The following is an 11822-nucleotide window of genomic DNA, read 5'->3' as shown; positions in this document are numbered from 1 at the left end:
TACGCCAGCAAGCTCGGCACCGCGCGCTTCTACTTCGCGCGCCTGCTGCCGCGCATCCACTCGCTGACCGCCTCGGTGAAGGCCGGTAGCGAATCGTTGTACCTGCTGGACACTGCGCAGTTCTAAGTCTCGTTTCAGTCTCAAAAGGCCCCGCTAACCGCGGGGCTTTTCTTTGTCATGTTGGGTATTGATCTGAACTCGCTGAAGGCTTAGGTGCTAAATATTGCGTTGTTAATTCCCCAATCATGTAAGCCAAAGCTTACATTTTCTGGTGGCTAATGCTGCTACCGGGGTTTTGCAGGCAGGGCTAATCTTCACATCACTAGGACGTCGCGCAGGAAGCGCAGTGCAAAACAGGGATACGCCGGATTTCCGCCAGGATGGCGGTGCGATCAGGGATGTCGGGACTTAGTCTGCAAAACCTCGCTTCGGCGGGGTTTTTCTTTTACTGCGCTTCGCAAACGCGCTCGGCCCTCCGTCACAGCAGTGGCTCTTTCGGCGTCAAAAACCCCTTCCAGCTTCGAGCGCAACAGTTCCAGGATCGCCTGTCGGCGCTGCGCATCGCGAAGTACCAATCCCACTTTCAATGGCACACGCGACTGGCTCATTGGCTTCCACAGCAGGCCCTGGTTGGCGTGCAGTTGCCGCGCGCTGGAACCGACCCTGTTCAGACTGTTGGATTACCTGACCGGGTCGCATGCGGCGTTGACTTGAGGAAGTGACCAAACCTGTAGGTGCGAATGAATTCGCACCTACAAAGAGCATGGTGTCTGGCGGGTTATATCAGCGGGTGATACAGCTCCGGATGCCGATCCTTCAGGTAGGTGATGCTAGCCCGTGAGGCTTCCAGCTTCTGGCGATCCAGGTCGGCGAAGATCAGCGTCTCGTCGCGCCCGGCGCTGGCCGACAGGCCGCCGTCCGGTGCGGCGACGCTGGAGAGACCGCAGTAGTGGATCTCGCCTTCGCTGCCACAGTAGTTGGCGTACGCCAGGTAGCACTGGTTTTCGAAGGCGCGGGCGCGGACCAGCACTTCGGCGACGAAGTCGTAGGGCACCATGTTCGCCGTCGGCACCAGTACCAGGTCGGCGCCGGCCAGCGCCAGCCGTCGAGCATTCTCCGGAAACTCCACGTCATAGCAGATCAACATCCCCAGTTTCCAGCCGTTCAGTTCGACCAGCGGGAAGTCATTGCCGCCAGCGCTGAACATGCTGTTGTCCAGATCACCGAACAGATGCGTCTTGCGATAGTTGCCGAGGCTGTCTCCGCGCTTGTCGATCAGTTGCACCGAGTTGAAGATCGCCCCCTCGGCGCTGTGCTCGGGATAACCGTAGAGAATGGCGATTCCATGCTCGCGGGCGATCTCGGCCACCCGCGCGGCCCAAGGGCCGTCGCGGTGTTCGGCCAGGGCGCTTACCGCGTCCAGGCCGATGTTGTAGCCGCTGAGGAACATCTCCGGGCAGACCAGCAGCGCTGCCCCCTGGGCTGCCGCTTCCGCAGCGCGGCGTTGCAGCCGCTCGAGGTTAGCGGCGGGCTCCAGCGGCAGGGGCGGGCATTGGTAGAGGGCGATGCGCATGGGGTTCTCCTGGATCAGTCCGGCAGCGCAATCGGGCCGAGCTCGGCGAACAGATCGCCGGGGCCAGGGTTCTCGACAGAGCTGCTGCCGCCGAAGTGCTTCATGATGCCCCAGACCGCGTTGAGCGAGGTCTGCACCGCGCCTTCGACCCAGGCCGGCGTCCAGGACACATCGTCACCGGCGATGAAAATGCCGCGCTGCTCAGCCGGCATGTCGTCCTGCATGAAGTGCGCGTACATGCGCTGGTTGTAGCGGTAGTGGCCCGGCAGCGCACCTTTGAAGGCGCCGAGGAAGTGCGGGTCGGCCTCCCAGGACACGGTGATCGGGTCGCCGATGATGTGGCTGGCAATGTCCACGTCCGGGTAGATCTTCTTCAGCGCATCGAGGGCCAGCTTCACGCGCTTCTCCACCGGATGCGGCAGCATCTTCAGCGCATCGCTCATCCACGAGTAGGACAGGCAGATCACGCCCGGCTTGTCGTCGCCGTTGTCGAACAGGTAGGTGCCGCGGGTGAGGCGATCGGTCAGCGTCATGCTCAGGGTGTCGCGGCCGGTCTTCGGATCTTTGTCCTTCCAGAACGGGCGGTCGACCATCACGAAGGTCTTCGACGACTGCATGTAGCGGGTACGGTCCAGGGCCATCCACATTTTTTGCGAGAACAGCGACTCCTCGCATTCGATCTGGGTGGTCAGCAGCCAGCTCTGGCAGGTGGTCAGTACTGCTGCGTAGTGGCGGGTGTCGCCCCAGTTGTCGGTCACCGCCATGCGGCCATCGGCGGCGCGGGCGATGCGCTTCACGCCCGGGCGCGCGGCACCGTTGTGCAAGGATGCCAGGCTGGTGCCGGCCGGCCAGTGCACGCAGCGGTCAGGTGCGTGGCGCCAGATGCCCAGCGGCACCTGCTGCACGCCGCCGACGATCAGGTGCTGGTTGTCGTCGCACGCGGTCATCACCACGCGGAAGATTTCCAGCATCGAGTTGGGAAAGTCCGAGTCCCAGCCGCCGGTGCCGAAGCCCACCTGGCCGAACACTTCGCGGTGGTGGAAGGACAGCTTGGCAAATGCCTTGGAGCTGGCGACGAAGTCGTAGAAAGTGCGGTCGTCCCACAGTGGAACCAGGGTGTTCCACAGATCCTTCAGGCGCTTCACGTCGCGGTCGCGGATCGCCTGCTGGATGTCGCCGAAACGGGCTCCGTCTTCCAGGGCATCGGCCCAGGCGTCGGCCACTTCCTGGAACAGTGCCGGCAGGTCGGAGAGCTTCTCGGCGTAGTAGGTCTTGCCCTCGATGTCGATCACCGTGCTGCCCGAGGCCGGAGTCAGCGGGTTGGGGAAGGGCTTGGTTTCCAGGCCGAGCATGTCGACGTAGTGATAGAAGGCCGTGGAGGAGGCCGGGAAACGCATCCCGCCGAGCTCGGCGGTGATCCCGTCAGTGCCCTCGAAGGTTTGCGAGCGCAGGCGGCCGCCCATCTTCGAGGCCTCATACACCACGGGCTTGAGACCCATCTTCATCAGCTCGTAAGCCGCTACCAGACCGGCGATGCCCGCACCGACGATCGCCACTTCTTCGCCGTGATGTTCGGCCGGAATGCTGCCCAGACCGGCCGGGTGCTGGATCCAGTCATCGAAGGCGAAGGGGAAGTCCGGGCCGAAAATGGTGATGGGTTTCTTGCCGTCGGCGGGGTGGCGATTGTTGTTATTCATGATGGACCTTGATGGCGGTGAGAGAGGGCTGCCAGCTCGGGCAGCGGTGGAGCCATTCTAGGGAGCGTGAAGTTCGTCGTTAAGACGCAAAGTGTCGTCATTTGGAAGTCTTGTTGTGCTAAGTGACGAATTATTTGTACAGAATGACAAGATGCTTCAGCGGCGGACTGTTCCAGGGCGTGTACGAAAGTAAATGCCGGCTCTCAGTGCCACATCTTCTAGGCGAGAGCTTGCTCCCGAACGGATGCGGGGGGGCTTGGCGAGCAGAGTTCGCTCTTATGGGGTCAGGCAGGTGGCGCCAGCGGCTGGCCCCGATCCAGCTTGCAGCTCAGGATGATCGAGGTGGTGGTCTTCTCCACCCCGTCGACGCTGCCGATCATGTCCAGCAACTGGTCCAGCCGCTCCGGTGAATCGGCGCGCAACCAGGCCACGTAATCGAATTCGCCGCTCACCGCACAGAGCAATTGCACCTCGGCCATGCCGGTGAGGCGACGCAGCACTTCCCTGCCACTGCGCGGCTTCACGGTGATGCCGACATAGGCCTGCAATCCGCCATCCGCCACGCGCTGGCCCAGGCGCACGCCGTAGCCGCTGATCACATTGGCCTTCTCCAGCCGCGCCAGGCGCGAGGTCACCGTGGTCCGCGCAATGCCCAGACGCCGTGCAAGCATCGCCACGCTTTCGCGGGCGTTGATTTGCAGCGCTCCGATCAGCTGGCGGTCGATTTCGTCGAGGACGGCGGGGTTCAGGTCAGACATAAGTGGCTCGGCGGTGGCATGTGCAATGAGGTTAGCGGGTGCGCAAGGCTACCTGAAGGGCGCGAAGGGAATGAAACTTTGCTGCCGCAGCCCACTGGTCGGCTGGGCCGTCGCCGGGGCTGTGAGTGACCAGACTTATTGCTGAATGGCTGGATGAAGGCGCAGAGGTACCGGCCGAAACAGCATCTCCGCACGGGAGTCGTCCCGCTATGAAATCGTCGTCATACCTCTACTGCAGCCTGCTGCTCGGCGCGTTGACCAGTCTTCCTGCAAACGCCGAAACCGTGGTGCCCTTGCAAGGGCAGAGCCCCGAACAGGTCCAGCAGGACATCGCCGCGTGCCAGAGCCAAGCCGGCAGTTCAACAAGCACAACCAGCAGCTCCACGCAAAGCGGCGGACGAGTCCGTGGCGCTGCAACAGGCGCCGTGGCCGGCGCGGCGGTTGCCCAGGTGCGAGGCAACCGCCACGAGGAGGTGTATGACCGGGTGGATGACGACGTGAAGCAGGAATACCGGCAGGAGCGCGCCAAGGACGCTGCTGTAGCCGGGGCGGTGGTGGGGGGCTCGCGCCAACGTCAGGAGCGTCGGCAGGACCGCCGCACTGTCGAGCAGGCGAGCAGCACGTCCTCTTCGGCCTACACCAGTTGCCTGCAACAGCGGGGCTATCAGGTGACGCCTTGAGAAGTCGGCGATCAGCAATCGCTGAATCAACTCGAGCGTGCGAGCCCGATGGCATAGGGGCGGGATTGTTGCGCGCCACGGAAAGGCCCTTTCAGTAAAGGCGGCTTTTTCCGCTGCTTCTTCTGGAGTCTCATTTCACCATCGGTCCCAAGGTGCTGTAAGCCGATTCCGGGAACCTGAAATGACTTCCTAAGGAGACTCTCATGAAATGCTCGATTCTCACCGGCGCGAGCCTTTTTTTAGCCGCCTTTGCCAGTAGCGGGGTGATCGCTGCCGAAGCGACCCAAGCTGTCGGCTACGAGTACGGCATGCCGCTGGACGTCGCCCGAGTGATTTCCATCGATGAGCCCAACCCGCTCAGCTGCGAGACCGTGCAGGCGAAGATGACCTACGTCGATTCCAAAGGCGAGCAGAAATCCGTCACCTATCTCAAGCAGTCCAGTGCTTGCGCCAATAGCTGAATGGGTATCGCTGCGCACAATCCAAGCTACTCGGTGCGGGCCAGCGAGCACGACGTGCCGTTTATCACTTTATCGACGAAAGCCTCGAAGGAGGTCGCGGTGGTATTGGATGGTCGCCGTCCTTCCCGGGACCTCACCTGACCATCTTTGATCGCCTGGGCCAGCTCTACATAGAGCCCTGCCAGGCATTCGGAGAATGCCCGCTTCCTGTAGCAGCCCAGCCATATCTGCGAAGGGCGATTGCACGTACCCGAGCTGTGGCCGCCCCAGGCGCGCACCAAGGATTCGGGTCGCCTCGGCAAAGCTCGGGTCACGCTGGCCGAGCAGTTCACGTATCCCCATACCTCGCCAGATCGGCCGCGCTATCGGCCTGATCCACCGCGACCCGGCGCGCGATTGGAGCCTGGCTTCACTGGCGGAGGCGGCGGCTATGTCCCCGTCTGCCTTTGCCGCGCGCTTCACTGCACGGGTGGGCGAGCCGGCAATGCAGTACTTGACGTGTTGGCGCATGAACCTTGCGCCCGGAGCGGTCGGGCGTGGAGGTTGACGGTCTTATCTCGGTGCTCTCTCGGAATATTCTTACAACTCATTGAGCTTTGCTATTTATTTACAAATTAGAATTGTTACCATTAGCGCCAGTATTTTAACAAGGAGCTCATGGTGGCATTTTTGCGCATTAACCCAGCCGCGCTGTCGATGCTGGGTGTACTGGTGATTCCGGCCGTTCAAGCGGAAACGAACGAGGCCCTGGCCATACCGGCAACGTCTGTGACCAGCGCCTACGAACAGCAAAGCTACCAGGCCACCGAGAGCAAGAGCGCGCTGAAGATCGACGCGCCGCTGCGCGACATCCCGCAGACAGTGAACGTGGTCCCTGAGAGCGTGATCAAGGATCAGGGTGCCCAGTCGATGGAGGATGTCCTGAAGAATGTTCCCGGCGTTGGCCTGTCCAACGGCGACGGCCAGCGCGACCAGGTCACCATCCGCGGCTTCAGCGCCATCGGCGATATGTTCGTCGACGGCATTCGAGACGACGCGCTGTATTTCCGCGATCTCTCCAACGTCGAGCGGGTCGAGGTGATCAAGGGCCCGGCCGCCGTGCTTTACGGCCGTGGCTCGTCCGGCGGTTTGATCAACAGTGTGAGCAAAAAGCCCACCTTCGACCCCAAGCAAGAACTGGGCGCCAGCTTCGACAGCGAAGGCAAGCGTCGCACCCAGTTCGACGCCGGCTGGGCCGACCAGCAGCAGGGCAACAAGGCTTTCCGTGTCACCGGTGCACTGGAGGACAGCGACACTTTTCGTGATGACGGCTACATCGATCGAAAGGCCATCGCGCCTTCGGCTTACTTCAGGCTGTCCGATGACCTGGAGCTCAACCTGGGGGCCACTTACCTCTACGACAAGCGCCTGATCGATTTCGGCATCCCCGCCCGCGGCGATCGCCCGGTCGATGTCGATCGCGACAAGCGCTTCGGCTCCGGCGACCCAGACCAGGATTACGCCCGCAGCGAGGTGTTCTCCTTCACCGCCGGCATCGATTACCGGATCAACGACGACTTCACCCTGAGCAACACCAGCCGTTACTACCGTTACGATCTGGACCGCAACAACACCCTGGCCGACAGCAGTGCGACCCGTTTCGTCACGGCCCCTAACGGCGAACTGCTGGTCAAGTTGAACCGCGGTAACGTCGCGCGTGATGAGTACGGTGTGTTCAACCAGACCGAGTTGAAGCAGCAGGCCCAACTCGCCGGCATGCAGCACAGCCTCCTCTACGGCATCGAGCTTGGACATCAAGATAAATACCAGCGCGTGTTCAATCAGAACAACGTGGCGCAGGTGCCGGTTTATCGCGACGCCCTGGTCGTCGTGCCGGAGCATGCCAGCACGCTGTCCTCCAAGGGCACCAACTTCCAGGACACCGCTGGCTTCTATGTGCAGGACATGATCGAGCTGTCCTCGCAGTGGAAGGCACTGCTGGGTGTGCGCTACGACATCTTCGGCCAGGAATACGATGACGATCGCGTGCAGAACGTCGACCTCGACCGCACCGACAAAACCTGGAGCCCGCGCGCCGGCCTGGTGTTCCAGCCGGATCAGATGCAGTCCTATTACGTCTCGGTCAGCCGCGGCTACCAGCCCTCCGGTGAGGTCTTCGCCGTCAGCGTGGCCAACGAGAATCTCGAGCCGGAAGAAACCACCAACTACGAGCTGGGCGCCAAGTGGGACTTCCTCGACAGTCGCCTGTCGGTGACCGCAGCGGTCTTCCGCCTCGAGCGCACCAACATCAAGACCGCCGACCCGACCAACCCAGCCTTGCTGGTGCTCGCCGGTGAGCAACGCACCGATGGCTTCGAGGCTACCTTCAGCGGCCAGCTCAGCGACAAGTGGCAGGTCTACGGCGGCTACGCCTACCTTGACGCGGAGATCACCAAGTCCAACAGCAAGACCAACGGCGTGCCCAACGAAGGCCAGACGCCTACGCTCACCCCGCGCAACAGCGCCAACCTCTGGCTGGTGCGTTCGCTGACCCCGCAATGGCGCGTCGGCATGGGCGCCAACTACGTGGATGATCGCTACACCGCACTGGACAACGTGGTGGTGATGCCCAGCTACACCACCGTGGACGCCGCGCTGCTCTACAACGAGCCGAAGTGGGACATGGCGCTGCGCCTGCACAACGTCTTCGATCGCGACTACTACGCCTCGGCCCACGGGTCCGTGGACCTGATCACTCCGGGGGCGCCCCGGACCCTGGAGCTGAGCGCCAACTACAGGTTCTGAGACCTGCTCCAACAAAGACGCCCGGCCAATGCCGGGCGTCTTGCTTTCTACCGTCGGCTAGTTCGCCGGCAGCTTCTTCAGCGCCTCGCAGCTCGGTGCGTACTGCTTGTCGCAAGCGCTTTGGTAGAGCGCGCGGGCCTGGTACAGGTCTTTCTGCACACCCTCCGTGCCCTGGGCATACATGCTGCCTAGCACATGCTGCGCCATGGCGTTGCCGGCCGCCGCGGCTTGATTCAGGTACTTGAGCATGGCGAGCGGGTCAGCCAGGGCCGGGTCAGCGCGGCCGGTGTAGAGAAAGGCTAGGCTCACCGCGGCCTGGGCATGGCCCTTGTCGGCTGCCTGCTTCCACCAATAGGCCGCTTGCTGGAGGTTCTTCTCCGGCTTGCCGACGAAGTATTGGTTACCGAGCTGGAACTGGCTTTCGAGGTCGCCACGCATGGCCTGCTGATGGAGGCGCTGCAGATCGGTGGCGGGTGTTGGCGTCTCGGCTGGTTTGGCTGGTGCACTGGCAGGCGCTGTGGGGGCCGGGCTGCTGGCGGGGGGCGTGGTTTGCTGCATCGTGCAGGCAGCAAGCAGGGCCACGGCGCCGAGGCAGGTGAGGCGCTGGAGTGGGCGGAGAATCATGGGCGTCGTCCTTTTCTCGAATCAGGGAGGAGGGTAGTTGCATCCGTCGAAGCCGTCACTCGCTGGCTCTCGACTCTTGCCGGAAAAGCAGATATCTAGGTATTGATCATTGCCTGGAGGTCATGAATGAGAACCACGCTGGACGAATTGCAAGCGTTCACCACGGTGGTCGATACCGGGTCCATCACGGCCGCCGCCGAGCACCTGGCGCAGACCGCTTCGGGTGTCAGCCGCGCTCTCAGCCGGCTGGAGGACAAGCTCGACGTCACTCTGGTGCACCGCACCACCCGGCGCCTGGAGCTCACCGAGGAGGGCGAGGCGTTCCTCGTCCAGGCGCGGCGCATTCTCGCCTCGGTGGAGGAGGCTGAGGAGCAGATGGCCCTGCGTCGGCAGAGGCCGGCGGGGCGCCTGCGAGTGAACGCCGCGTCGCCTTTCGTCCTGCATGTGCTGGTGCCGCTGGTGGCTGGCTTTCGCGCGCGCTACCCGGAAATCGAACTGGAGTTGCACAACAGCGAGCAGATTATCGACCTGATCGAGCAGCGCACCGACGTCGCCATCCGCATCGGCACGTTGCGCGATTCCACCCTGCATGCGCGGCCCCTCGGTAGCAGTCGCATCTGCGTGCTGGCGAGCCCCGCCTACCTGCAGACGCATGGCACGCCCGAGCGCGTCGACGATCTGGCAGGGCACGCTCTGCTGGGCTTCACCCAGCCGGAAAGCCTTAACGTCTGGCCCTTGCGTCATGCCCAAGGCGATGGCTTGCCGATCACCCCGGCCATCAAGGCCTCCAGCGGCGAGACACTGCGCCACTTGGCCCTGGCGGGTGCTGGACTGGTTTGCCTGTCCGAATTCATGACCCAGACCGACCGCGTCGAGGGGCACCTGGTGCAGGTGCTGGCTGTCGACACGCTGGAAGTGCGCCAGCCGATCAATGCCGTGTACTACCGAAACACCGCACTGGCTTCGCGCATTACCTGTTTTCTTGATTACGTGGCGGATTGCTTGAAACACGAGACCTGGGCTGAGCGAAAAGACTGAGTTGCAGGAACGAATTCATTCTGTGAATCAGTCACTGTGCTCGCCTTCTCTCACCCCCAGCCCCTCTCCTAATGGGAGAGGGGAGTTCAGTCCTGCCAAGCAGCCCTGGTTGCGCTGATCCGTTCCGGCTGTCTGAAATTTTCTCCACCTTTGACTGGGTATTGTGGCGTCCGCGGTCATTAATTGTTGGTCATAGCCGTTGGTACGCCTGCAAGGACGGATCAAATGTTGCTTATTTCGAACGCTCAGGCTTGGCGTTATGAATTATCTCGTGTATTTTTTCATGAAATTTAATTTCAATAATTTCACGAGGCTTTCATGTTCAAGCAGTCCGCCCAGCATGTCGGCACCTACTACGCCCGCACCTATCCGGGCAGCATTCCGCTGCGCCCAACCCTGTCGGGTAGTGAAGACACTGAGGTCCTGATCATCGGCGCCGGCTTCAGCGGCCTGCACACCGCGCTGCGCCTGATCCAGGCCGGCAAGCGCGTGACCCTGCTGGAAGCCAGCCGCGTGGCCTGGGCGGCCTCTGGGCGCAATGGCGGCCAGGCGTTGCTGGGCTGGTCCTGCGACATGCCTCCGCTGGAGAAGGCCCTGGGCCTGGAACGAACCCGCCGCCTGTGGGACAGCATGCGCTGGGCCGCTAGCGAAATGCGCGAACTGCCGCAGCGTCACGGTTTCGATGTCGACTACCGCGTCGGCAGCCTATGGACAGCAGTGCAGCAGCGTCGGGTCAAACTGCTGGAAGAAGCCCAGGAAGATGCAATCCACAAATGGGGCTACGACCAGATGCGCCTGATCGGTCGTGACGAGCTGCCCGAGTGGATCGACAGCCCGCGCTACCAGGCTGCGCTCTATGATCCCGAAGCTGCGCACCTCAACCCGCTGAAGCTGGCCCAGGGCTTGGCGGCTGCCATCGAGGCCGGTGGTGGGCACATCTACGAACAGAGCCAGGTGTTGGAGTATCGCGAGACACCGACGGGCTACGTGGCCCGCACCGCCAAGGGCGAAGTGCGCGGCGAGGTGCTGGTGATGGCCTGCAATGCCTACGTCGATCGTCTCGATCGCCAGCTCTCCAGCCGCCTGCTGCCGGTGGGCTCCTACCAGGTGGCCACCGCCCCGCTGGACCCGGAGCTGGCGCGCTCGCTGTTGCCGCGCAACAGCTGCGTGATCGACAACCAATTCGTCCCTGATTACTTCCGCCTGACGCCGGACCATCGCCTGCTGTTCGGCGGCGGTTGCACCTACCTCGGTGGTCTGCCGAAGGACGTGCCAGCGGCGACGCGCCCGTACCTGGAGCGGGTGTTCCCGCAGCTGCAAGGTGTGGAGATCGAGTTCGGCTGGGGCGGCCATATCGACGTCAGCATGAAGCGTACGCCTGACATCGGCCGGAAGGGCCAGCGCTATTGGCTGCAGGGCTTCTCCGGACACGGCGTGCTGCCGACCCTGGCCGGCGCCCGCGCGGTGGCCGATGCCATCCTCGGCAATGACGAGTTGCTCGGGCTCTACGAAGCCATTGGCAATCCGCGTTTCCCGGGTGGCGCCTTGCTGGCCGCGCCGCTGGAGGCTGCGGGCAAGGCCTGGTACCGCCTGCGTGATGTGATTTAAGTTCGCGCGGTCGAAGGCAGGCTCTAAGGAATACAGATGGACAAGCAAGACGAAATCGAAGGCCTCGCGATCCTGATTCGCGACCTGCGCAAACACAAGAACGTGACCCTGGGTGACCTGGCCACGCGGATCGACCGCTCCGTGGGCTTCCTGTCCCAGGTGGAGCGCGGCCTGTCGCGCCCCACCGTGGCTGACCTCACCGCGATCAGCGAGGCCCTCGGCGTGCCGACCACCTACTTCTACAGCCTGAGCAAGCCGCGCGAACTGCGTTGGGTGACCCGTCCCGGCGAGCGCCGCACGCTCTATTACGCTGGCGGCATCACCGACGTGCTGGTTTCGCCGACCATGTCCGGTGGCTTCTCCATGCTCGAAAGCCTTCTCGAACCCGGCGCTACCAGCGGCGAAGGCCATCTGGACGACAGCTCGGAGCAGGGCGGCTTCGTCCTCGAAGGTGAGCTGACCGTCTGGTACGGCGATGATGAAGATCCGGTAACCCTGTATCCGAATGACAGCTTCCAGCTGCCATCCCACGCCCAGTTCCGCTACGCCAATCTTTCCGACAAACCGACGCGGGTGCTTTGGGTATTCACCTGAAGACA

11 protein-coding genes and 2 pseudogenes are annotated in these 11822 nt (G+C 62.8%); 8 read left to right on the top strand and 5 right to left on the bottom strand.

The window, feature by feature from the left end; genetic code table 11:
- On the top strand, positions 1-126 hold a 126-nt coding region (locus J7302_RS25090; protein ID WP_215380070.1), incomplete at its 5' end, for an acyl-CoA dehydrogenase C-terminal domain-containing protein.
- A 380-nt stretch (positions 127-506) separates the two neighbouring features.
- Here J7302_RS25090 and J7302_RS26735 read toward each other — a convergent pair.
- The 4 genes and pseudogenes from J7302_RS26735 to J7302_RS25075 all read right to left on the bottom strand — a co-directional run.
- Positions 507-650, bottom strand: a pseudogene (locus J7302_RS26735) (LysR family transcriptional regulator); the annotation flags it as partial.
- 128 nt (positions 651-778) lie between these two features.
- Positions 779-1573, bottom strand: a complete 795-nt coding sequence (locus J7302_RS25085) for a carbon-nitrogen hydrolase family protein (RefSeq protein ID WP_215381258.1) — start codon at positions 1571-1573, stop codon at positions 779-781.
- A gap of 14 nt (positions 1574-1587) precedes the next feature.
- The gene (locus J7302_RS25080) at positions 1588-3270 is read right to left on the bottom strand and encodes a flavin monoamine oxidase family protein (RefSeq protein WP_215381244.1); all 1683 of its coding nucleotides are present in this window, start codon (positions 3268-3270) and stop codon (positions 1588-1590) included.
- A gap of 284 nt (positions 3271-3554) precedes the next feature.
- On the bottom strand, positions 3555-4028 hold the full coding sequence (locus J7302_RS25075; protein ID WP_215381242.1) for an Lrp/AsnC family transcriptional regulator: 474 nt from the start codon (positions 4026-4028) through the stop codon (positions 3555-3557).
- A gap of 209 nt (positions 4029-4237) precedes the next feature.
- Here J7302_RS25075 and J7302_RS25070 point away from each other — a divergent pair, with 209 nt between their 5' ends.
- From J7302_RS25070 to J7302_RS25060, 4 genes and pseudogenes are all read left to right on the top strand, one after another.
- On the top strand, positions 4238-4708 hold the full coding sequence (locus J7302_RS25070) for a YMGG-like glycine zipper-containing protein (RefSeq protein ID WP_215381240.1): 471 nt from the start codon (positions 4238-4240) through the stop codon (positions 4706-4708).
- 203 nt (positions 4709-4911) lie between these two features.
- Positions 4912-5169 (top strand): DUF2790 domain-containing protein, encoded by a 258-nt coding sequence (locus J7302_RS25065; RefSeq protein WP_215381238.1) that lies wholly within the window; start codon positions 4912-4914, stop codon positions 5167-5169.
- Positions 5170-5515: 346 nt separating this feature from the next.
- A pseudogene (locus J7302_RS27190) lies at positions 5516-5710 on the top strand (AraC family transcriptional regulator); the annotation flags it as partial.
- 116 nt (positions 5711-5826) lie between these two features.
- A complete protein-coding gene (locus J7302_RS25060) occupies positions 5827-7953 on the top strand; it encodes a TonB-dependent receptor (RefSeq protein ID WP_215381221.1) in 2127 nt (708 codons plus the stop codon).
- A 57-nt stretch (positions 7954-8010) separates the two neighbouring features.
- Here J7302_RS25060 and J7302_RS25055 read toward each other — a convergent pair whose 3' ends face one another.
- Positions 8011-8577: a tetratricopeptide repeat protein gene (locus J7302_RS25055; RefSeq protein ID WP_215381218.1), complete on the bottom strand. Its 567-nt coding sequence runs from the start codon at positions 8575-8577 to the stop codon at positions 8011-8013.
- A 126-nt stretch (positions 8578-8703) separates the two neighbouring features.
- Here J7302_RS25055 and J7302_RS25050 point away from each other — a divergent pair, with 126 nt between their 5' ends.
- From J7302_RS25050 to J7302_RS25040, 3 genes are all read left to right on the top strand, one after another.
- A complete protein-coding gene (locus J7302_RS25050; RefSeq protein WP_215381215.1) occupies positions 8704-9615 on the top strand; it encodes a LysR substrate-binding domain-containing protein in 912 nt (303 codons plus the stop codon).
- 318 nt (positions 9616-9933) lie between these two features.
- The gene (locus tag J7302_RS25045) at positions 9934-11223 is read left to right on the top strand and encodes an NAD(P)/FAD-dependent oxidoreductase (protein WP_215381213.1); all 1290 of its coding nucleotides are present in this window, start codon (positions 9934-9936) and stop codon (positions 11221-11223) included.
- Positions 11224-11259: 36 nt separating this feature from the next.
- Complete coding sequence (locus J7302_RS25040) at positions 11260-11817, top strand: helix-turn-helix domain-containing protein (protein ID WP_215381209.1); 558 nt, start codon at positions 11260-11262, stop codon at positions 11815-11817.
- The last annotated feature ends 5 nt before the right edge of the window (positions 11818-11822 follow it).

It is taken from the genome of Metapseudomonas boanensis, from assembly GCF_018704125.1.
In the GTDB taxonomy this organism is placed as follows: domain Bacteria; phylum Pseudomonadota; class Gammaproteobacteria; order Pseudomonadales; family Pseudomonadaceae; genus Metapseudomonas; species Metapseudomonas boanensis.
The sequence above is the reverse complement of the archived record's forward strand: the minus strand, read 5'-3'. Positions and strand labels throughout refer to the sequence as shown.